This is a genomic window from Agromyces luteolus, from assembly GCF_009729855.1.
Taxonomy (GTDB): domain Bacteria; phylum Actinomycetota; class Actinomycetes; order Actinomycetales; family Microbacteriaceae; genus Agromyces; species Agromyces luteolus.
Genome location: NZ_WODA01000004.1, coordinates 121,325 through 143,175, shown reverse-complemented (window position 1 = coordinate 143,175; position 21,851 = coordinate 121,325). Strand labels below are relative to the sequence as shown.

General features: G+C 67.8%; 17 protein-coding genes. 14 read left to right on the top strand and 3 right to left on the bottom strand.

The window, feature by feature from the left end; genetic code table 11:
- Positions 1-144 precede the first annotated feature (144 nt).
- From GLX25_RS03520 to GLX25_RS03500, 5 genes are all read left to right on the top strand, one after another.
- Complete coding sequence (locus GLX25_RS03520) at positions 145-1,794, top strand: sugar ABC transporter ATP-binding protein (protein ID WP_240898133.1); 1,650 nt, start codon at positions 145-147, stop codon at positions 1,792-1,794.
- Entirely contained in the window at positions 1,791-2,834 is a 1,044-nt protein-coding gene (locus tag GLX25_RS03515; RefSeq protein ID WP_271192549.1) for an ABC transporter permease, read from the top strand. The genes GLX25_RS03520 and GLX25_RS03515 overlap by 4 nt, the downstream gene beginning before the upstream one ends.
- Positions 2,831-3,907, top strand: coding sequence for a galactofuranose ABC transporter, permease protein YjfF (gene yjfF / locus GLX25_RS03510; protein ID WP_155840826.1), 1,077 nt, complete (start codon positions 2,831-2,833; stop codon positions 3,905-3,907). The genes GLX25_RS03515 and yjfF overlap by 4 nt, the downstream gene beginning before the upstream one ends.
- A gap of 121 nt (positions 3,908-4,028) precedes the next feature.
- Entirely contained in the window at positions 4,029-5,105 is a 1,077-nt protein-coding gene (locus GLX25_RS03505; protein WP_271192550.1) for a LacI family DNA-binding transcriptional regulator, read from the top strand.
- A 435-nt stretch (positions 5,106-5,540) separates the two neighbouring features.
- On the top strand, positions 5,541-11,015 hold the full coding sequence (locus GLX25_RS03500; RefSeq protein ID WP_155840824.1) for an alpha-L-arabinofuranosidase C-terminal domain-containing protein: 5,475 nt from the start codon (positions 5,541-5,543) through the stop codon (positions 11,013-11,015).
- A gap of 312 nt (positions 11,016-11,327) precedes the next feature.
- Here GLX25_RS03500 and GLX25_RS03495 read toward each other — a convergent pair whose 3' ends face one another.
- Positions 11,328-12,146, bottom strand: a complete 819-nt coding sequence (locus GLX25_RS03495) for an alpha/beta fold hydrolase (protein WP_155840823.1) — start codon at positions 12,144-12,146, stop codon at positions 11,328-11,330.
- Between the two features lie 33 nt (positions 12,147-12,179).
- A complete protein-coding gene (locus GLX25_RS03490; RefSeq protein WP_155840822.1) occupies positions 12,180-12,863 on the bottom strand; it encodes a TetR/AcrR family transcriptional regulator in 684 nt (227 codons plus the stop codon).
- Between the two features lie 75 nt (positions 12,864-12,938).
- Here GLX25_RS03490 and GLX25_RS03485 point away from each other — a divergent pair, with 75 nt between their 5' ends.
- From GLX25_RS03485 to GLX25_RS03445, 9 genes are all read left to right on the top strand, one after another.
- On the top strand, positions 12,939-13,319 hold the full coding sequence (locus GLX25_RS03485) for a DUF1761 family protein (protein ID WP_155840821.1): 381 nt from the start codon (positions 12,939-12,941) through the stop codon (positions 13,317-13,319).
- Between the two features lie 29 nt (positions 13,320-13,348).
- Complete coding sequence (locus tag GLX25_RS03480; RefSeq protein ID WP_155840820.1) at positions 13,349-13,633, top strand: DUF1905 domain-containing protein; 285 nt, start codon at positions 13,349-13,351, stop codon at positions 13,631-13,633.
- A gap of 525 nt (positions 13,634-14,158) precedes the next feature.
- On the top strand, positions 14,159-14,392 hold the full coding sequence (nrdH, locus tag GLX25_RS03475) for a glutaredoxin-like protein NrdH (RefSeq protein WP_155840819.1): 234 nt from the start codon (positions 14,159-14,161) through the stop codon (positions 14,390-14,392).
- Between the two features lie 100 nt (positions 14,393-14,492).
- Complete coding sequence (gene nrdI / locus GLX25_RS03470; protein ID WP_155840818.1) at positions 14,493-14,921, top strand: class Ib ribonucleoside-diphosphate reductase assembly flavoprotein NrdI; 429 nt, start codon at positions 14,493-14,495, stop codon at positions 14,919-14,921.
- Positions 14,922-14,956: 35 nt separating this feature from the next.
- Entirely contained in the window at positions 14,957-17,062 is a 2,106-nt protein-coding gene (gene nrdE / locus GLX25_RS03465) for a class 1b ribonucleoside-diphosphate reductase subunit alpha (protein WP_155840817.1), read from the top strand.
- Positions 17,063-17,159: 97 nt separating this feature from the next.
- Positions 17,160-18,179, top strand: coding sequence for a class 1b ribonucleoside-diphosphate reductase subunit beta (gene nrdF / locus GLX25_RS03460; protein ID WP_155840816.1), 1,020 nt, complete (start codon positions 17,160-17,162; stop codon positions 18,177-18,179).
- Positions 18,180-18,447: 268 nt separating this feature from the next.
- Positions 18,448-18,957 (top strand): TIR domain-containing protein, encoded by a 510-nt coding sequence (locus GLX25_RS03455; protein ID WP_155840815.1) that lies wholly within the window; start codon positions 18,448-18,450, stop codon positions 18,955-18,957.
- Between the two features lie 248 nt (positions 18,958-19,205).
- Positions 19,206-19,814 (top strand): macro domain-containing protein, encoded by a 609-nt coding sequence (locus GLX25_RS03450; RefSeq protein WP_155840814.1) that lies wholly within the window; start codon positions 19,206-19,208, stop codon positions 19,812-19,814.
- Complete coding sequence (locus GLX25_RS03445) at positions 19,811-20,290, top strand: HIT family protein (protein WP_155840813.1); 480 nt, start codon at positions 19,811-19,813, stop codon at positions 20,288-20,290. The genes GLX25_RS03450 and GLX25_RS03445 overlap by 4 nt, the downstream gene beginning before the upstream one ends.
- 59 nt (positions 20,291-20,349) lie before the next feature.
- Here GLX25_RS03445 and GLX25_RS03440 read toward each other — a convergent pair whose 3' ends face one another.
- Positions 20,350-21,318, bottom strand: coding sequence for a hypothetical protein (locus GLX25_RS03440; protein ID WP_155840812.1), 969 nt, complete (start codon positions 21,316-21,318; stop codon positions 20,350-20,352).
- Positions 21,319-21,851: the final 533 nt, after the last annotated feature.

Genomic DNA, 21,851 nt, shown 5'->3' with positions numbered 1-21,851 from the left:
CCGCCAGCGGCGCATGAGCCGAGCGGATGGAAGCATCCGCTCGCGGACTCGATGGAGAGCACCGTGACCCAGCAGACCGAACCCGCCGCACCGGCACAGGGAGCGCCACCGGCGACGGCGACCGCACCGGCGCCGGTCGTCGAGATGCGCGGCATCTCGATCGGCTTCCCGGGCGTGAAGGCCCTGGACGCCGTCGACTTCCGCATGTTCCCCGGCGAGGTGCACTCGCTCATGGGCGAGAACGGCGCGGGCAAGTCGACCCTCATCAAGGCGCTGACCGGCGTCTACGGCATCGACGCCGGCACGATCACGCTCGCGGGCGAACGGGTCTCGTTCGCGGGGCCCGCGCAGGCGCAGGCCGCGGGCATCTCCACGGTGTACCAGGAGGTCAACCTCCTCCCGAACCTCTCCGTGGCCGAGAACATCATGCTGGGCCGGGAGCCCCGCCGCTTCGGCGGCATCGACTGGCGCGCGATGCGCCGCCGCTCGGCCGAGCTGCTCGCGGGCCTCGGGCTCGACGTCGACCCGTGGTCGCTCCTCGGCGACCACTCGCTCGCCGTGCAGCAGCTCATCGCGATCGCGCGCGCGATCGACGTGAACGCGAAGGTCCTGATCCTCGACGAGCCGACGTCGAGCCTCGACGCCGACGAGGTCGCCGAGCTCTTCCGCGTCATCCGCTCGCTGAAGGACCAGGGCGTCGCCATCCTCTTCGTCTCGCACTTCCTCGACCAGGTGTACGAGATCTGCGACCGCCTCACGGTGCTCCGCAACGGCCAGCTCGTGGGCGAGTACCTCGTCGACGAGCTGCTGCGCATCGACCTCGTGCAGAAGATGATCGGCAAGGAGCTCACCGCACTCGACGACCTCGAGCACCGGGCGCACGCCGCGGTCGTCGACGAGACGGATGCCGCGACCTTCGTCTCGGCGACGAAGCTCGGTCGCCGGGGCGCGATCGAGCCGGCCGACCTGCCGATCGCGGTCGGCGAGGTCGTCGGCCTCGCGGGCCTGCTCGGCTCGGGTCGCACCGAGCTCGCGCGCCTGCTCGGCGGCATCGACCGCGCCGACACGGGCGAACTCGCGATCCACGGCGAGCACGTGCGGCTGCGCTCCCCGCGTCAGGCCATCTCGAAGCGCATCGCGTTCTCGTCGGAGAACCGCCGCGACGAGGGCATCGTCGGCGAGCTCACCGTGCGCGACAACATCGTGCTCGCGCTGCAGGCCGATCGGGGCTGGTTCCGGCCGATCCCGAAGAAGAAGCAGGACGAGCTCGCGCAGTCCTACATCCAGGCCCTCAACATCCGACCCGGCAACCCCGACGCGCTCGTGCGCAACCTGTCGGGCGGCAACCAGCAGAAGGTGCTGCTCGCCAGGTGGCTCGCGATCGCACCCCGCCTGCTGATCCTCGACGAGCCCACGCGCGGCATCGACATCGGGGCGAAGGCCGAGATTCAGAAGCTCGTCTTCAACCTCGCCGAGAACGGCATGAGCGTGCTGTTCATCTCGGCCGAGCTCGAGGAGGTGCTGCGGCTCAGCCACCGGGTCGTGGTCCTGCGCGACCGGAACGTCGTCGCCGACCTCGAGAACGACGGGTTGACGGTCGACTCGCTGCTCGCGCTCATCGCCGACGGGCGCGTCGCCTCCGACGACGAGGCGCTCGACGAGCGCGCGCCGGCCGTCGCGGTCGCCGCCGTCGGTTCGGGCGCCGGCCGCGAGGCATCCGCCCCCGCCGGCTCGGTCGCCGACGCCGGCCCCACCGCCCCCACCACCCCGACCACCGAAGGAGACCGCTCGTGAGCGCGCTCGCCAAGATGGCGTCGAGCCGGCTGTTCTGGCCGGTCGTGATGCTGCTCGTGCTGTTCGCGATCAACCTGGTCGCGTTCCCCGGGTTCTTCGAGATCACGGTCCGCGACGGGCAGCTGTTCGGCAGCCTCATCGACATCCTGCGCAACGGCGCGCCGACCCTGATCATCGCCGTCGGCATGACGCTCGTGATCGCGACGCGCGGCATCGACCTCTCGGTCGGCGCGGTCGCCGCGATCTCGGGCGCCGTGGCGTGCTCGATCATCCTCGGCTCGCCCGACCCGGGCAGCCTCGCGACCGTGGCGGTCGCAGTGACCGTCGCACTGCTCATCTCGCTCGTGCTCGGCGTGTGGAACGGGTTCCTCGTCGCCGTGCTCGGCATCCAGCCGATCATCGCGACGCTCATCCTCATGACCGCGGGGCGCGGCGTGGCGATGCTCATCACCGAGGGGCAGATCCTCACGGTGAACAGCCCGCCGTTCAAGTTCCTCGGCTCGGGGTTCTGGCTCGGCGTGCCGATCGCGGTGATCATCGCGGCGGTCGTGTTCGGGCTCGCGGCCCTCCTCACGCGGCGCACCGCGCTCGGCATGTTCATCGAGTCCGTCGGCATCAACCCCGAGGCCAGCCGCCAGGCGGGCGTGCGGGCGCGCGGGCTGCTCTTCGCGGTCTACACGTTCTGCGCGCTCTGCGCGGCGATCGCGGGGCTCATCCTCACCGCGAACACCGCGGCGGCCGACGCCAACAACACGGGCCTCTTCATCGAGCTCGACGCGATCCTCGCGGTCGTCATCGGCGGCACGTCGCTCGCGGGCGGACGGTATTCGCTCGTCGGAACGCTCGTCGGCGCGCTCGTCATCCAGACGCTCGTGACCACGGTCTACACGGTCGGCATCCCGCCGATCGCGACCATGGTGTTCAAGGCCGCGGTCGTCACGATCGTGTGCCTGCTGCAGTCGCCCACCACCGCCGAGGCGCTGAGCGGGTTCCGACGACGCCTCGCCGTCCGATCCGGGAAGGGGGTCGCCGCATCATGACGAAGCTCCTCGAGGCGCCCACGACGAACCACCCGCCGCGCCCGCGCCGGGGCACCGGCCCCGCCAGAACCGCCCCGACGGGCCGAGGCCGCCGGCGCCCGCTCGCCGCGGCGCTCGGCGTGCTCACCAGCCCGAAGTACGGACCCGTCACGGTCACCGGCCTGCTGTTCGTCGCGATCTTCGTGATCGGCGGCTTCCGCTACCGCGGGTTCTTCTCCGGCCAGGTGTTCCTCAACCTGTTCGTCGACAACGCCTACCTCATCGTGCTCGCGGTCGGCATGACCTTCGTGATCCTCACGGGCGGCATCGACCTGTCGGTCGGCGCGGTCGTCGCGCTGTCGGGCATGATCGCCGCGAGCCTGTTGCAGACCGGATGGTCGCCGGGCGTCGTGATCCCGCTGATCCTCGTGCTCACGAGCATCCTGGGCCTTCTCGTCGGCCTGATGATCCACGTGTTCAAGGTGCAGCCGTTCATCGCGACGCTCGCGGCGATGTTCCTCGCGCGCGGCCTCTGCTACGTGATCAGCCAGTCGTCGATCTCGATCACCGACCCGACGTTCATCCAGCTCGCGGTCTCGCGTATCCCGCTCGGCGCCGGCCTGTCGATCACGCCGAGCGTGATCATCGCGCTCGTCGTCGTGGGCATCGCGGTCTGGGTGCTGCACGGCACGCGGTTCGGCCGCACGGTCTACGCGATCGGCGGCGGCGAGCAGTCGGGCCTGCTGATGGGCCTGCCGGTCGCGCGCACCAAGGTGCTCGTCTACGTGATCTCGGGCTTCTGCTCGGGCCTCGCGGGCGTGCTGTTCACCTTCTACACGCTCTCGGGCTACCCGCTCACGGCGATCGGCACCGAGCTCGACGCGATCGCCGCGGTCGTGATCGGCGGCACCCTGCTCACCGGCGGCTACGGGTTCGTGCTCGGCTCGGTGCTCGGCGTCCTGGTGCTCGGCGTGATCCAGACGATCATCACCTTCGAGGGCACGCTCTCGTCGTGGTGGACGAAGATCTTCATCGGCGCGCTGCTGCTCGTGTTCATCATCCTGCAGAAGGTGCTCACGGCCAGGCGACGATGAGCGGCGACGGAGGGCGGCCCCCGCTCGCGGGGGTCCGTCCTCCCCGCACCGGGCGGCGGCGGATGGGATGATGGCGGGGAACGAGCGCGCCGCAGGCGCGGGGCAGGGAGCCGGTCGGAGAGTGAGCGACGACGAGAAGGCCAGGGCCGCGACGATCTTCGACGTGGCCAGGCTCGCCGGCGTGTCCCACCAGACCGTCTCGCGCGTGCTCAACGACCTGCCGAACGTGCGGCCCGCCACGCGGGCCCGCGTCGAGCAGGCCATCAAGCAGCTGCGCTACGTGCCGTCGCCGGCCGCGCGGGCGCTCGTCACGCGTCGCACCCGCACGCTCGGGCTCATCGTGACCGGCGCCCCCGACTACGGCCCCTCGAGCACCGCGCTGCACTTCAACGAGGCCGCGCGCGATGCGCGCTACTCGGTCATCACGGCGAGCATGCTCGAGACGGATGCCGCGAGCCTGCGCTCCACGGCCGAACTCCTGGTGCGCCAGAACGTCGAGGCGATCGTGCTCATCGCCGCGCAGCGCGCGGCGCTCGACGCGCTCGACGGCATCGAGCTCGGCGTGCCCGTCGTGGCCGTGGCATCCGAGGACCGGGGCTCGATGCACCGCGTCTGGCTCGACCAGTACGCGGGCGCGCGCCTCGCCGTCGGGCACCTCATCGAGCTCGGCCACCGCGAGATCCGGCACGTGAGCGGGCCGACCAACGCGATGGACGGCGCCGAGCGGGTGCGCGGCTGGGCCGCCGAACTCGGCGAGCACGGCCTGCCCGCCCGCGAGCCGCTCGTCGGCGACTGGTCGCCCGGCAGCGGCTACGTGCACGGTCGCACCCTCGCCGAGGACCGCGAGATGACCGCCGTGTTCGTCTCCAACGACCAGATGGCGCTCGGCGTGATCCACGCGCTCGCCGAGGCGGGGCGCTCGGTGCCGGGCGACGTGAGCGTCGTCGGCTTCGACGACATCCCCGAGGCGGAGTTCTTCGCGCCGCCGCTCACGACCGTCCGGCAGGACTTCGTCGAGCTCGGCCGCGACGCCATGGCCGGCGTGCTCGCCGTGCTCGGCGACGACGACCGGATGCCCGCGCCGCGCGTGCCCGACCTCATCGTGCGCGCGAGCACGGCGCCGCTCGGCGACGCGGCACCCTCGGCGCCCTCCTCCGCGTCGTCGAAGTCGGGCTCCCGTGCTGCCGTCTCCTCCTGACCTCCGCGCCGGTTTCGCGCTCGGCGCTGCGCCGACGCTCGTCGCCGTCTGGAACTCGCACATGAGAATCCGGGCGATGCCCGCGCACGCGAGGCCGTAGGCCGGATTCTCATGCGCCCGAGACGATCCGGCCGAGCGGCAGTCCGGGCGGCGTCGCACGGTCCGCCGCCCAAGACTCGTGCATGACGATCCGGGTGGTGCGGGCTGGTGCCGGCCCCAATGCCGGATTCTCATGCACCGGGTAACGACGCGGGCGGAGCGCAATCTCCGGATTTGTGAGCGCTCACTCCGAGGCATCCGCTCGTCATGAAATCTCGCTGAACAGGGGTCTGGCGCGCAACAGCGGATGCTGTTAGCGTTCACAATTGTGAGCGCTAACAGACGGCTCACGCGTGCTCCATCACTTACTCCCGACGAAGAGAGCGAGGACGGTCGATGACGACCCGAGCCACGCGCGGCCCACGTTCGCCGCGCCCTGCACGAGAGCCCGGTGCCGCGCGCCGAGGCATCCGGACCGCGAGGCTGCCGATCTCCGGCGCCGTCGCGGTCGCCCTGATCGCGCCGCTCGGGGCGATCACCATGGCGTCGTCCGCCGTCGCCGAGACCCCGGTCGAGGCCGCAGCGGCCGGCATCGTGATCCCCAACCTCGACGACGTGCGCGGCAACCTCACGCTGCCCGCGACGGGCGAGGGCGGCGCCGAGGTCGACTGGGCGACGAGCGACCCCGGGGTCATCACGACCGACGGAGTCGTGACGCGCCCGGCGACGGGCGACGACCCGGTCGCGGTCACGCTCACCGCGACCGCGACGCTTGACGGCGAGACGGCGACGCACGACTACGCCGCGACCGTCCTGCCGCTGCCCGAGTCCGAGCCGTACTCGGCCTACTTCTTCCCGCACTTCGTCGGGGAGTCGACCGCCGACGGCGAGGAGATCTACTTCGCGGCCAGCGTCGGGAACGACCCCGAGTCGTGGATGAGCCTCAACGACGGCGAGTCGGTGCTCGCCTCGACGCTCGGCGAGCAGGGCCTGCGCGACCCCTTCCTCATCAGGAGCCCCGAGGGCGACCGCTTCTTCCTCATCGCGACCGACCTGAAGATCTACGGCGGCGGCAACTTCGGCGACGCGCAGGAGACCGGCAGCCGCTCGATCATGGTCTGGGAGTCGACCGACCTCGTGAACTGGTCCGACCAGCGCGAGGTCGTCGTCGCCCCCGAGAACGCCGGCAACACCTGGGCGCCCGAGGCACACTGGGATGCCGCGGCGGGGGAGTACGTCGTCTACTGGGCGTCGGCGCTCTACCCGGCCGACCTGCCGCCCGAGCAGCGCGACATCTCCACGAGCTACCAGCGCATGATGGTCGCCACGACGCGCGACTTCGTCACGTTCTCCGAGCCGCAGGTCTGGATCGACGAGCCGCAGGGCGCCGGTCGCGGCATGATCGACTCGACCATCGCCGAGGAGGACGGCGTCTACTACCGCCTCACCAAGGACGAGTCGTACATGGGCATGCGCCAGGAGCGCTCGACCGAGCTCCGGCTCACGCAGGGCGTGACCGACGGCGACGGCTGGGAGCTCATGGCCGAGCGCGTCGGGTTCGGCGAGCCGAACCCGTGGGGCGGCGCGTTCACCGGCGGCGAGGGTCCGTCGATGTTCGAGAGCAACACGGATGACACGTGGTACCTTCTGCAGGACCAGCCGTCGTACCACGGCGGCGAGGGCTACATGCTCTTCGAGACGAACGACCTCGCGAGCGCCGCGTGGACCGCGGTGCCCGACGCCGAGCTCCCCGAGAGCCCGCGCCACGGCACGGTCATCCCCGTAACGGCGAGCGAGTACCAGCGCCTCCTCGAGACCTACCAGGCCGACGCGCTCGCCGAGGGCGTCACGGTCGCGCCGTCCGAGGTCGCGCTCGCCCCCGGCGAGACGCGGCAGCTCGAGGCATCCGTCACGCCCGTCACCGCGGAGGACCGCACCGTCGCCTGGGGCTCGGGCGACGAGTCGGTCGCCACAGTCGACGCCGACGGCATCGTGACCGCGGTCGGCGACGGCACCGCGACGATCACGGCGAGCTCGACCCGCGGCACCTCCGGCGAGGCGACCGTGACGGTCGCGACACCCGCGGCGCCCGAACTGCCCGACGACGCCTGGATCGACGAGTTCGACGACGAGACGCTCGACGACCGGTGGAGCATCGTCTCCGAGATCCCGAGCGCGTGGTCGCTGACCGAGAACCCGGGTTCGCTCACGATCCAGTCGCAGCGGGGCGACACGTACCAGGGCGACAACACGGCCGACAACGTGTTCCTCGTCGACGTGCCCGTCGGCGACTTCACCGCGTACACGTCGGTGACGGGCGCGGTCGCGCGCGACTTCCAGGGCGCCGGCCTCATCGCCATGGCGGGCTTCGACGACTACGTCCGCGCGGGCCTCACCAACGTGAGCTTCGCGCCGGGCGGCCCGACCGTCATCGAGAACGGCGTGGAGGAGAACGCGGTCTACCGCTCGACGTTCACCGCCCGCCCCGGCTCGACGCACGAGTACCTGCGCGTGCAGCGCACGGGCGACGAGATCGTGACGAGCTACTGGACCGGGTTCGAGTGGGCCGAGGCCGCACGGGCGACCGTCGGTTTCGACGTCACCCGCATCGGGCTCTACGCGCTCGCCGCGGGCAGCGCGCCGAGCCACGAGGCGACGTTCGACTACCTCGCGATCGTCGAGCCCGAGGGCGCCGACCTGGTTCCCGAGGGCGCGTTCACGCTCACCCGCGACGCCGACGCGAGCCACCTCGCCGAAGACGGGGACGCGGGCGACGGCGACGCGACCATCCGGTTCGTGGAGGACCGCCCGTTCGCCGAGCTCGCGTTCACGGCGGAGGAGCTCGCCGGCGAGGCATCCGCTCGCCCCATCGCCCTTCGCGAGCAGGGCGGCGACCGGCCGGTCGTCGTCCGCGACGGGCGCGTCGCGTTCGGCGGCGAGGGCGACGAGCCCACGGCGTTCCGCCTGACCGACGTGGGCGGCGGCAAGGTCGCGCTGCGCACGGCCGACGGCGCGGGGTACGCGGGCGTCGACGCCGACGGCCGGCTCGTGATCGGGGAGGCGGCGGATGCCGCGCGACTCGAGATCGTGCCGGTCGAGATCGCCGAGCACTCGATCGAGATCGACACGGCGGCCGAGCGCACCGAGATGAGCGACGACCTGTACGGCATCTTCTACGAGGACATCAACTACGCCGCCGACGGCGGGCTCTACGCGGAGCTCGTGCGGAACCGGTCCTTCGAGTTCTCGACGGCCGACAACGCGTCGTTCAACGGCCTCACCGCGTGGCAGAAGGTCGAGCGCGGCGCCGCCGGTTCGATCGCGGTCGGCAGCGACCGAGCCCGCTGGCTGAACGACTCGAACCGCGCGTCGCTCACGGTGACGGCGGGCGGCCCGGGCGTCGGCGTGCGCAACCTCGGGTACAACCGCGGCGTCGCCGTGGAGGAGGGGGAGAGCTACGACTTCTCGGTGTGGACCCGGTCGGCGACCGCGCAGCAGCTGACCGTCGCGATCGAGAACGCCGACGGCACGGAGCAGTTCGCGCTCGGCACCGTCTCGATCGCGGGCGACGACACCTGGCGCCAGGTCGAGGTGCGGCTCACCGCGAACGCGACCACCGACGCCGGCCGCCTGGTCGTCCTCACGGGCGGGGCGGGAACGGTGCAGCTCGACATGGTCTCGCTGTTCCCGGTCGACACGTGGGTCGGGCCGGTGAACGGCAAGAGCCCGCTCCGCAAGGACCTCGCCGAGAAGGTGGCGGAGCTCGAGCCGAGCTTCCTCCGCTTCCCCGGCGGGTGCGTCACCAACGTCGGCACGTTCGACACTTACCTCGAGTCCGACGGCCAGGACCGCCGGCGCACCTACCAGTGGAAGGAGACCATCGGACCGGTCGAGGAGCGCCCGACCAACTGGAACTTCTGGGGCTACAACCAGTCGTACGGCATCGGCTACCTCGAGTACATGGAGTGGGCCGAGGACCTCGGCGCAACACCGCTTCCCGTGGTGTCGGTCGGGGCGAACGGGTGCGGCAGCAACATCCCGGAAATGACGGATGACGCGCGCATTGATCGCTGGGTGCAGGACACGGTCGACCTGATCGAGTTCGCCACGGGCGACGCCGAGACGACCGAATGGGGCGCGAAGCGCGCCGAGCTGGGACATCCGGAGCCCTTCGACCTGCGTTACATCGGCCTCGGCAACGAGGAGAACACCGACACGTTCCAGGCGAACTTCCCGAGGTTCCGCGACGCGATCGAGGCCGCCCACCCCGAGATCACGATCATCTCGAACTCGGGGCCGGATGACACGGGCGCGCGCTTCGACGAACTGTGGGAGTTCAACCGGGCGCAGGGCGTCGACATGGTCGACGAGCACTACTACAACGACCCGACCTGGTTCCTCCAGAACTCGGAGCGCTACGACGCGTACGACCGCGAGGGACCGCACGTGTTCCTCGGCGAGTACGCCTCGCGCGGCAACACGTTCGGCAACGCGCTCGCCGAGGCCGCCTACATGACGGGCCTCGAGCGCAACTCCGACCTCGTGGAGCTCGCGTCGTACGCACCGATGTTCGCCAACGAGGACCACGTGCAGTGGGCGCCCGACATGATGTGGTTCGACAACGACGAGTCGTGGGGCTCGGTGAACTACTACACGCAGCAGATGTTCATGACGAACGTCGGCGACGAGGTGGTTCCGTCGACCCATTCCGAGGCGGATGCCGCGAACGACCTCGACGGCGGGGTCTTCCTGTCCACGTGGGCGACGAGCGCGGCGTACGACGACGTGCGGGTCACCTCGAATGCGAGCGGCGACGAGTTGTACTCGCAGTCGTTCGACGCCGGATCGGACTGGTCGCCCGTGGCGGGCAGCTGGGCCGTGCAGGGCGGCGAGTACGTGCAGTCGTCGACGTCGGTCACCGACGCCCGGTCGCTCATGCCCGACGCCTACGCGCAGGACTGGTCGAACTACACGCTCGAACTCGACGCGCGCAAGCTCGCCGGGTCGGAGGGCTTCCTCGTCGGCTTCGCCGCCGGCGGCGCGAACGACTACTACTGGTGGAACCTCGGCGGGTGGAACAACAGCCGGCAGGCCCTCCAGCACGCATCGGGTGGCGGCGCGAACGAGGTCGCCGCGGTCGAGGGCCACTCGATCCAGACCGGGCGCGACTACCACGTGACGGTGGTCGTGGATGGCTCGACCATCTCGCTCTACCTCGACGGCGAGCTGCAGCTCACCTACACCGAGCCGAGCGCGAAGGGCCTCTACCAGGTCGTCACGCACGACGAGGAGACCGGCGACACCGTGCTGAAGGTCGTGAACCCGACGGGCGCCACCGCGCGCACGGCGGTGTCGGTGACCGGCGGCATGGTCGTCGACGACGAGGTCGCGGTGACCGAGATGGTCGGCGCGCCGGGCGACGTGAACACGAAGGCCGAACCGGAGCACCTCGTCCCGGTCGACCGCTCGTGGAGCGGCGGCGGGAACGAGTTCACGTACGACTTCCCGGCGTACTCGATCACGTTCCTCACGCTCGCCGAGCACGTGCCGACCTGCGAGGTCTCCTACGTGGTCGAGGGCAACTCGAAGAAGGCGTTCGACGCGACGCTCACCCTCTCCAACGTCGGCGACGAGCCGATCGACGGATGGGAGCTCGGCTTCGAGTTCGACGGTTCGCAGACGGTCCGCAACGGCCGTGACGCGTTCTGGTCGCAGGACGGCTCATCGGTCACCGCGACGAACCTGCCGTGGAACGGTCGCATCGAGCCTGGCTCGAGCATCGAGGTCGGGTTCAACGGACGCGTGAACGGGGGTGACAACACGGCGCCGAGCGCGTTCACGCTGAACGGCGAGCTCTGCGCGGCCGGCTGACGCCGCGGCATCCGCTCACCTGATCGGGGGCGTCGCCCGCTTCGGCGGGCGGCGCCCTCCGTCGTGTTCACCGGCCCCGACGGAGTGTCCCGAGCGGCTCATGTGCATCGCCGTGCACATGAGCCGAATCGCACGGTCCACCGCCTGAGGCTCGTGCATGAGAATCCGGGCGATGCAGGCTTGGGAGGGCCTGACGCTCGGATCCTCATGCACCCGGATGGCGCGGGGTGCGCGCCTCGGGTCGCGTGCATGAAGGGGATGGCGCGGGGCACCCGAGCGCCCCGCACTCAGCGCTCAGCGAGCGCCGCGCGCTCAGCGCGCGACGTGCGCGTCGAGGAAGTCGGCGATCGCCGCCGCCATCGTCTCCGGCTGCCACGAGTGCTGCACCGCGGGCACCGTGCCGCGCGATGCGTTCGGCATCGCGGCGACGATGGCCTCCGCCGCCGGCGCCATCTCGGCTGGGGCGTCCTCCTCGCCGACGAGCACCAGCGTGGGCGCCTGGATCGACCCGAACAGCTCGGCGTGCGGCGCGGACTGGGCCCAGGCGAGGGACTCGGCATCCGCTTCGAGGCTCGGGCCGATGCGCACCATGAGGGGCCAGGCCGGGGTGCCCTTGGCCTGCTCGAGCCACTCGGGCGGCATGTCCTTCATGAAGTACTCGACGACCGCGTCGGGGTCGTCGCCCGCGACGCGTTCGCGGATGCCGGCGAGGAACTCCTCGCCCTCCGGCCCCTGCTCGGCGCCGATCGGCACCTCGAAGCCGACGATCGCGGTCACGGGCAGCCCGTGCGCCGCGGCCGCGAGCGCGATCGCCCCGCCCGACGAGTTGCCGAAGAGGGCGACGCCCTCGCCGAGCTCGTGGATGCGCTGGAGCTCCGCGACGATGGCGCGGAGGTCGGCGAGCGTCTCGTGCAGGCCCATCGGCACGTCGTGGGCGCTCTCGCCGCGTCCGCGCCGGTCGTAGTTGACGACCGTGTAGCCGCGCCTGGCGAGGAGCGTCGCGAGCTGCTTCGTGGTCGGGTCGAAGGCGCGGAACTGGAACGCTCCGCCGACGAGGATCACCGGAGGGCCCTCGCCCTCGCGGTCGTAGGCGATCGAGGCGCCGTCGTGCGAGATCACGGTGTGCGACATGCGGTCCTTCCTTCGCAGGGCGGTCTGCGTCGGCTACTGGTCCGCCGTCAGGCTAGCCCGGTCGGGGCGCTGCGCGGTAGGGGGCGCGGATGGCGCGGTCGCGGAAACGCCGTACCGCGCCAGGAAGACGTCGATCGCCGCGACCACGTCGTCGGCGTCCGGATCGGACTCCAGGAGGACGGCGTTGAGCGGCGCGCCGACGACCAGCCAGGTCAACTGCTCGGCGGCCGCGGCGGGGTCGGGAACGTCGAGCCGCCCGTCTCGCGCGATGCGCTCCAGTGCGTCGGCCAACGTCGCGATGTTCGCCCGCCAGCTCTCATCGAGGTAGGTGGCGGCGACCTCGGGCTGCGTCGGCGCCTCGCTGATGACGAGCCGCCGCATCGCCACCACCGACGGGTGCAGGATCGACCTGCGCAGGGACCCGCCCCATTCGATCAGGCCCTCGCGGATGTCGCGGCTCGCGACCAGGCGATCGATCGCCGGCCGCATCGCTCCCCGGCCCGCGGCCGCCCAGTCGGTGACGACCGCGGCGTAGAGGGCGTCCTTCGACGGATGCTCCCGGTACAGCGAGGACTTCGAGATCTTCGCGCGCGCGGCCACCTCGTCCATCGAGGTCCCCGCGAAGCCGCGCTCGAGGAACACCTCGCGCGCGACCGCGAGCAGCGCGGTCCCGGTGCGTCCGGAGGGTCGACCTCGCCGCGGCACGCGTGCATCCATGGCTCGATATTAGTACTTGACCGTACTGATCACCGCGCGTAACGTATTAGTACCGCACAGTACTAAGGGGTTGACATGGTCGTCCTCGGGGTCGCGATCGCGACCGTCGCGTCCTTCATCGCGAGCGCCGCCCTGTACGCCGTGCCGCGCGTCGCCGCGGTGGTCGCCAGCGCGAGCACCCCGCGGCCCGGCATCCCGGTCCCCATGCAGATGGCGGCGGTGCTCCTGCGCAGCCTCCTCGTCGCCGCGCTCGTCGCCGGGTTGCTGATCGCCGCGGGCTGGTCTGGCGCCGCGGCCGGCGCGGTGCTCGGGCTCGCGCTCGCCGTGCTCCCCGCGGTGCTGCTCATGGGCGCCGTCATCCACGAGAACGTGCCCATCCCCGTCGCCGCGATCCACCTGCTCGACTGGGCGATCAAGCTCGTCCTGATCGGGGCGATCGTCGGCGTCTTCGCCTGACCGTCGCAGGACCACGACCTGGAGGAACCATGACCGCGACCGGACCGCTCGACATCACCTTCACCGCGACGCTCGGCAAGGTGCGCGAGGGCGACACCTGGACCTGCGTCCAGCTCCCCGACTCCGCACGCATCTTCGGCACCCGCGGGCTCGTCAAGGTCGCCGGCACCGTCGACGGCAAGCCGTTCCGGGGTGCCTTCATGGCGCTCGGCGACGGCACGCACAAGCTGCCGATCACCGCCGCGATCCGCTGGGCGATCGGCAAGGCCGACGGCGACGACGTCACGATTCACCTCGCCGAGCGGCTGGGCTGAGCGTCGGAGCGCGCGCCGCGCGCTGATCGGCGCGGGTCCTGCCACGACGCGCCGTGGCATCCGTCGCCGGAATGTCGGTGGGTGGTGGCAGCATTACAGCCGGACGCCACCAGATGTTGTGGTCGGCGGGCCGATGAGGGCCAGATGTCGGGTCGGGGGAGCCGGTATGTCGCGTGAAGCCGTCGCCAGCGGGGGTCGTGGCATCGTCGCGAGGGCGGTGCGGATGCCTCGAGCCGGCGTGGTGCGCGGGCGACACGCCGACGACACGCCCGACATCCATTCACAGGCCAGCTCTGCACAGATGAGCAGGCCTGTGGAGAACCCGAATCCGAACCGCGGAAATCCGCCGATCAGACCGGCTTCGGCCTGTGAGTGAACGGTGGAGAACGCGGTGGAAAACTACACGGATGTAACTACATCATCTTGTGGTCGTGCATTTGCCCAGACACAAGATGTAGTATCGAAGAGTTGAAGCAACACCGGGGGAACGGCTCCTCCAGGAGCCAGAGAAGAGGGGTCACAGAGATGACGGTCACGGTCTACACCAAGCCTTCCTGCGTCCAGTGCAATGCCACGTACCGCGCCCTCGACAGCAAGGGCATCGAGTACGAGGTGCTCGACGTCTCGCAGGACGAGACCGCCCTCGCCGCCGTCAAGGAGCTCGGCTACCTGCAGGCCCCGGTCGTCATCACCGACGAGGGGCACTGGTCGGGCTTCCGCCCCGACAAGATCGACGAGCTGGCCTCTCGGCTGGCGTAGCGGGGTCTCGTACGCCAGGTCTCGATACGCCGGTCTCGATACGCGCGCTTCGCGTGCTACTCGACCACCAGCACTCGACCACCGGCCACGGGGGCGTGACATGACGAACCTCATCTACTTCTCGAGCGTGTCGGGCAACACCGCGCGCTTCATCGACAAGCTCGGCCGGCCGGCGGCGCGCATCCCGCTCCATGCGAAGGATGCCGCGCTCGTCGCCGACGAGCCCTACGTCCTCGTGGTCCCGACCTACGGGGGAGGGGACGGCAAGGGCGCCGTGCCCAAGCAGGTCATCAGGTTCCTGAACGACCCGCACAACCGCGCACTCATCCGCGGCGTGATCGCCGCCGGAAACACCAACTTCGGGGCGGCCTACGGCCTCGCGGGCGACATCGTCGCCGCGAAGTGCCATGTGCCGCACCTCTACCGCTTCGAAGTATTCGGAACACCAGACGACGTTCGCGCCGTCGACGAGGGATTGGACGCATTTTGGTCAACGCAGCAGCAGGCGCCGCAGGCGACAGTGGCGTAGCGGTCATCGACGCACCGCGCTCGAGCAACTCGGGGATGGACTACCACGCCCTGAACGCGATGCTGAACCTCTACAGTGCCGACGGGAAGATCCAGTTCGAGAAGGACAAGGAGGCGGCGCGGGAGTACTTCCTCCAGCACGTCAACCAGAACACGGTCTTCTTCCACTCGCTGAAGGAGCGGCTCGACTACCTCGTCGAGAAGGAGTACTACGAGCCCGAGACGCTCGGCATGTACTCGTTCGAGTTCATCCAGCAGCTCAACGACCTGGCGTACTCGAAGAAGTTCCGCTTCGAGACCTTCCTCGGCGCGTTCAAGTACTACACGAGCTACACGCTGAAGACCTTCGACGGCAAGCGGTACCTCGAGCGCTTCGAGGACCGGGTCGTGATGACCGCGCTCGGCCTCGCGCAGGGCGACGAGCAGCTCGCGACCGAGCTCGTGGAGGAGATCATCTCCGGCCGCTTCCAGCCGGCGACGCCGACGTTCCTCAACACGGGCAAGGCGCAGCGCGGCGAGCTCGTCTCGTGCTTCCTGCTCCGCATCGAAGACAACATGGAGTCCATCTCGCGGGGCATCAACTCGTCGCTCCAGCTGTCGAAGCGCGGCGGCGGCGTGGCACTCCTGCTCAGCAACATCCGCGAGTCGGGTGCGCCCATCAAGCAGATCGAGAACCAGTCGTCGGGCATCATCCCCGTGATGAAGCTCCTCGAGGACTCGTTCTCGTACGCCAACCAGCTCGGCGCGCGCCAGGGCGCCGGCGCCGTGTACCTGTCGGCGCACCACCCCGACATCATGCGGTTCCTCGACACCAAGCGCGAGAACGCCGACGAGAAGATCCGCATCAAGACGCTCTCCCTCGGCGTCGTCGTGCCCGACATCACGTTCGAGCTCGCGAAGAACAACGAGGACATGTACCTCTTCTCGCCGTACGACGTCGAGCGCGTCTACGGCAAGCCGTTCGGCGACGTGCCGATCACCGAGAACTACCGCGCCATGGTCGACGACCCGCGCATCAAGAAGACGAAGATCAACGCGCGCGAGTTCTTCCAGACGATCGCCGAGATCCAGTTCGAGTCGGGCTACCCCTACATCGTGTTCGAGGACACGGTGAACAAGGCCAACCCGATCAAGGGCCGGATCAACATGTCGAACCTGTGCTCCGAGATCCTCCAGGTCAACACGCCGACGACCTACAACGAAGACCTGTCGTACGCCCAGATCGGCAAGGACATCTCGTGCAACCTCGGGTCGATGAACATCGCGCTGTCGATGGACTCGCCCGACCTCGGCAAGACGGTGGAGACCGCCATCCGCGGCCTCACCGCCGTCTCGAACATGTCGCACATCTCGTCGGTGCGGTCCGTCGAAGACGGCAACGACAAGTCGCACGCCATCGGCCTCGGGCAGATGAACCTGCACGGCTACCTCGCCCGCGAGCGCATCCACTACGGCAGCGAGGAGGGCATCGACTTCACGAACATCTACTTCTATACGGTGCTCTTCCACGCGCTGCGCGCGTCGAACCAGATCGCGATCGAGCGCGGCGAGGCCTTCGACGGCTTCGCCGACTCGAAGTACGCGTCGGGCGAGTTCTTCGACAAGTACACGGATGCCGCGTGGGTGCCGCAGACCGCACGGGTCATCGAGCTCTTCGCCGACGCCGGCGTGCACATCCCGACGCAGCACGACTGGCAGGAGCTGAAGGCTTCCATCCAGGAGCACGGCATCTACAACCAGAACCTGCAGGCGGTGCCGCCGACCGGCTCGATCTCGTACATCAACAACTCGACGTCGTCGATCCACCCGATCGCGTCGAAGATCGAGATCCGCAAGGAAGGCAAGCTCGGCCGCGTCTACTACCCGGCGCCGTTCATGACGAACGACAACCTCGAGTACTACGAGGACGCGTACGAGATCGGCTACGAGAAGGTCATCGACACCTACGCCGCGGCGACGCAGCACGTCGACCAGGGCCTCTCGCTCACGCTGTTCTTCAAGGACACCGCGACGACCCGCGACATCAACAAGGCCCAGATCTACGCCTGGCGCAAGGGCATCAAGACGATCTACTACATCCGGCTGCGTCAGCAGGCGCTCGAGGGCACAGAGCTGGAAATGTGCGTCTCGTGCACACTATGAGCATTTCTCACGTTCCGGTGGTCGAGTTGCACCGGCGAAGCCGGAGCGTATCGAGACCCCATATCGAGACCGACTCCTGAAGATAAGGACAGAACGGATGACTCTCACCGACCCGGTGAACTCGGCCACCAACGACCCGGCCCACGTCGCGCCGGTCAAGCTGGTCAGCCACGTCAACGCCATCAACTGGAACCGCATCCAGGACGACAAGGACCTCGAGGTCTGGAACCGCCTGGTCAACAACTTCTGGCTGCCCGAGAAGGTGCCGCTGTCGAACGACGTGCAGTCGTGGAACCAGCTGACCCCCGAAGAGCAGACCACGACGATGCGGGTGTTCACCGGCCTCACGCTGCTCGACACCATCCAGGGCACGGTCGGCGCGGTCTCGCTCATCCCCGACTCGCTGACCCCGCACGAGGAGGCGGTGTACACGAACATCGCGTTCATGGAGTCGGTGCACGCGAAGAGCTACTCGTCGATCTTCTCGACGCTCTGCTCGACGAAGGACATCGACGAGGCGTTCCGCTGGTCGGTCGAGAACGAGCACCTGCAGAAGAAGGCCTCCATCGTGATGGAGTACTACCGAGGTGACGAGCCCCTGAAGCGTAAGGTCGCCTCGACGCTGCTCGAGTCGTTCCTCTTCTACTCGGGCTTCTACCTGCCGATGCACTGGTCGTCGCGCGCGAAGCTCACCAACACGGCCGACCTCATCCGCCTCATCATCCGCGACGAGGCCGTGCACGGCTACTACATCGGCTACAAGTTCCAGCGAGGACTCGAGCTGGTCGACCAGGCCAAGCGCGACGAGATCAAGGACTACACGTTCTCGCTGCTCTACGAGCTCTACGACAACGAGGTGCAGTACACGCAGAGCCTCTACGACGGTCTCGGCCTCACGGAAGACGTCAAGAAATTCCTGCACTACAACGCCAACAAGGCACTCATGAACCTGGGCTACGAGTCGATGTTCCCCTCCTCGGTCACCGACGTGAACCCGGCGATCCTCGCCTCGCTCTCGCCGAACGCCGACGAGAACCACGACTTCTTCTCGGGGTCGGGCTCGTCGTACGTGATCGGCAAGGCGGTCAACACGGAGGACGAGGACTGGGACTTCTAGTCAACTCATATAGGGACGCTCGGCATCGGCCGCGCTGGCTCACGACCAGGCGTCTCACAAAATCAGCTAATGCGGGTTCGACCCCCGTCATCTCCACTCCATTGGGATGTAGTTCAAAGGCAGAACAGCTGACTGCTTACGACGATACGTTGCGTGTCGCGACCGAATCGTTGGGAGATGAAATCAGCACTTGATCGCGCGCGGCCGCGCGATGTCGGCGGCGCACGATAGAAAGGCTGGGGGACACCCGACGTCGAATAGAGGGTTCATGAGCTACAGGAACAAGACCTACGTCGCCTTCGCGAGCGAGGACATTAGGTCCTATCGCCTCATGGAGGCATGGCGCGAGAACAAGAACATCGATTTCAACTTCTACGACGCGCACGACCTCTTCATCTCCCGCGATACAAGCCGGCCCGAGACGATCAAACGCAATCTTCGAGAGCGGATGAAGAACGCCAAGCAGATCGTGTTGCTGGGCAGCTCAGATGCGAACCGGAAGGGATCCGACGGGTTGTCCTTCCTCGCTCATGAGGTCAAAGTACTGATGGAGTTCAACTTGCCGGTCGTGGTGGCCAATCTGGACGGGGATCGGGGCATCGATCGAAGCTTCATCCCGAGACCGCTCCTTGACGCGGACTACTACACGGTTTCAGTGTCATTCCAGCCCGCGATCATCAAGTACGCACTGGATTACTACGCCCCGAATTTCGCAGGTAGCGACAGGACCGGTCCGCACTACTACGAGGCGGACACATACACGAAGCTTGGCCTCTAGTGGAGTCGGTTGTTCGCGACCTCCGCACGCGACGGTTCTGGAAACTGTTCGCGACACATGCGTTCGCTGGCTTTGGTGTTCTCGCAGTCGTGGCCGGCGTGGTTGTGCTGTTCGTGCCAGATCTCTTCGAGACGAATGGGTGGATGGCCCCGTGCGGTCTCGCCGCCTCTGCTATCTATGGGTTCGCCCGCGCCTGGCCTCGGCCGATCGAGACACAGTATCGCGCACCGTCGACCATCATACGGCTAGTGCGGGGCGACCTGCTGGAGCAGCCTGATTCGCATTTGGTCATCGGCGTCAGCGACACATTCGACACCGCTTCCCCTTACATCGCGACGAGCAGCGTTCAAGGCCAGTTTCTTCAGCGCGTGTATGGCAACGACATTGCGAAGCTAGACGAGGACATCGAAACCCAACTCGCCACAGCAACTCCAATCGGAACCATCGCCGGAAAGTTGGGGAAGAGCGTCCGTTACCCTCTAGGCACGACGATCGCGTTGCGGTCAAACGCGCGACGGTATTTCCTCGTGGCGTATACGCTGATGGACGCAAAGAGCACTGCCTCAACAACGACAGATGGCGTGTGGAATAGCCTCAGCGAACTGTGGAAGGTCGTTCGGAGCGAGAGCAACGGTGGTCGTGTGTGCATCCCAATGATCGGTGGAGGGCAATCAAAGCTTTCGCCCGTCCTGCCCTCGGTGGATTCAGTGCGCTTCATCGCGCTCTCATTCATTCTCGCGTCGAGAACTCAGAAGGTTTGCGATGAACTTGTAATTGTCGCGCCGCCGAAGCAATACGACGCTCTCGACCACCTGGAGATTCAAGCTTTCCTCAACTCGCTTAGGCCCTCGCGATGAACGGGTCGATCAGCCTCCCACACGAGGAGCGGTGTGCCTTCTGCGACTACTTGAGTGGCAATCGGCCGTACACCGTGCTGTGGCGAGAGAAGCGAGTAGCTGTGCTCGTAACGCGCGAACAACGCGGGGTCGGCCACGTGCTGGTGATTCCGACGCGGCATATCCCTACTTTGCTGGACCTTGCGGACTGGGAGGCGCGGGACCTAATGATTGCGATCCGCGACGCCGCGCGCACAATCGATTTGACCTTCGAGCGCCCGGGAATAGCCGTCTGGCAGAACAATGGCAAGTCCGCCCGCCAAGCGATCCCACACCTTCACTTCCACGTTGCCGGGACACTTCCTGGGGGTGGAACGGACTTTAGTGAAGTGGATGAACTTGCAGTCGAGCTGACCGACGAGATCGGTCGTACTCTGGCGCCATCGGTGCCTCCTCGGCCCGAAGTGCAGCGTCGCGTAACGGCCCGGCTGACTTGAGTCTGCGGAATGGCGTCGTGCAGCATGAGACGGGCAACGATGTGCGCCCGCCGCTCGGTTCAATCAACTAGGAGCAGGTCGGGAAGATCCTCGAGTCGTGTGGTGATGCGGGCCTTCAGGTGCTGCTGATGACGCGTCAAGATTGAGCCCCATTTCTTCTCTGTAACTACGACGTCGCAGTACGCGGCAGCCGGAGCAAGTCCAGTCAAGTCGCCGAGATCGCCCAATTCCCATTTGAATCGCTCGTTCTCGTGTGCAGACATGCGCATTCGCGTTAGGGCCGCCTTGGATGGCATCGAATACACGATCCTTTCGACATCGTCGCGAGATTCGGGCATCACCGCCGGCAGGCCATTCTCTGCGGCGAGTTCGTTGACTGCGTTCAGCGCGTGAGATCCCTCCTCGTACATGACGATGTCGCGGCCACGCTGCGGAGAGTGACCGGCCGCCGAAATGCGAGCGGTGATGGCCCGTTCACCATCAAGTTGCGCTTGGTTCCACTTATCTGACGGGCGTTCGATGCCATTTGAAGGCAGCCTCTCCGCGGGGCCCGTTATCAGAGATTCCTCGAAGTAGTTGTCAACAGCGTCGCGTCCATATGCAGCGACTGCGCGCCGTTCGACCTCCTCCGAAGAGAAGTAGTTCATCCATGGAATTCCGAAAGCATGCTTCAGCCCGATTCCGAAGACCTGAGGCTCGGGCGGCGCAGGCAGAGAGTGCCAGGCGGCGAGGGCGATCGCGGCTTCGGGTCGCAGCAGCTCGTTGATCCCTGACATCGCATGACTTCGCGATAGCTGATGCATCACCGTGCCGAGTTCTTGTCGAGAGCGCGGATCACCGCGCTTGAGTGTCTCCTCGTAGCGCGCCGCCGAGAGCGGAAACGAAGCCAGACCGTTCTCGCTCGCATATCGGACGAGGTCGTAGACATCTCGTCGAGACTGCGACGTCTCGATGCCCATCGCCACGCGCGCGAGCGCGACCCAATGCAGCTGGTCAAGGTAAATACGCTTCATGTCGATCAGTAGCACTATGCACCCAAGCGCCGACACTCCCGCGACCGACGTCCGCCCCGGAACCCCGTCTGGATGCGGTGCTTGAGTTGTTCCGGTCGGCCCCACGCGTATGCAGCACGTTCCGCTGCCGTGTAAGCGCCCTCGGGCGCCATTCCAGTGTGGCTTCCTCCCCGATCGAGCTGTCGCCGTGCGATCAGGCGCACCTCGCGTCGTGTCGACTCGTTCAGCCGCCGCCCACCGCCATCCCAGCGCCGGTGAGCACCAGCCTCTCGTTGGTGGCGAACGCCTCGCTGTCGCGCAATTGCTTGATTAGAGGGTCGGGTTCGGCCGCATCGCTGTGACCGAAGACACTGCGGAAGTCGCGGTCACGCCGAACTGATCCGACTCGAGGCGTTGGACGCGCCGCAGCAGTCGTGGCACGTTTGCGATGGCTGTGGATGGCCGTGCAGATGCGGGAGGAACCCATGCCGAGAGCGGGCGGAATCCGCGCGGACTGCCGGTCCCGAGGACTACCGTGAGAATGTGTCCGCTCCTGCGACCGACGCGAC

Coding starts and splice junctions, on each gene's coding strand:
- nrdH (WP_155840819.1), top strand. CDS start 14,159: ATGACGGTCACGGTCTACACCAAGCCTTCCTGCGTCCAGTGCAATGCC.
- GLX25_RS03455 (WP_155840815.1), top strand. CDS start 18,448: ATGAGCTACAGGAACAAGACCTACGTCGCCTTCGCGAGCGAGGACATT.
- GLX25_RS03500 (WP_155840824.1), top strand. CDS start 5,541: ATGACGACCCGAGCCACGCGCGGCCCACGTTCGCCGCGCCCTGCACGA.
- nrdF (WP_155840816.1), top strand. CDS start 17,160: ATGACTCTCACCGACCCGGTGAACTCGGCCACCAACGACCCGGCCCAC.
- nrdI (WP_155840818.1), top strand. CDS start 14,493: ATGACGAACCTCATCTACTTCTCGAGCGTGTCGGGCAACACCGCGCGC.
- GLX25_RS03480 (WP_155840820.1), top strand. CDS start 13,349: ATGACCGCGACCGGACCGCTCGACATCACCTTCACCGCGACGCTCGGC.
- GLX25_RS03520 (WP_240898133.1), top strand. CDS start 145: ATGCGCGGCATCTCGATCGGCTTCCCGGGCGTGAAGGCCCTGGACGCC.
- nrdE (WP_155840817.1), top strand. CDS start 14,957: ATGGACTACCACGCCCTGAACGCGATGCTGAACCTCTACAGTGCCGAC.
- GLX25_RS03495 (WP_155840823.1), bottom strand. CDS start 12,146: ATGTCGCACACCGTGATCTCGCACGACGGCGCCTCGATCGCCTACGAC.
- GLX25_RS03490 (WP_155840822.1), bottom strand. CDS start 12,863: ATGGATGCACGCGTGCCGCGGCGAGGTCGACCCTCCGGACGCACCGGG.
- GLX25_RS03485 (WP_155840821.1), top strand. CDS start 12,939: ATGGTCGTCCTCGGGGTCGCGATCGCGACCGTCGCGTCCTTCATCGCG.
- GLX25_RS03445 (WP_155840813.1), top strand. CDS start 19,811: ATGAACGGGTCGATCAGCCTCCCACACGAGGAGCGGTGTGCCTTCTGC.
- yjfF (WP_155840826.1), top strand. CDS start 2,831: ATGACGAAGCTCCTCGAGGCGCCCACGACGAACCACCCGCCGCGCCCG.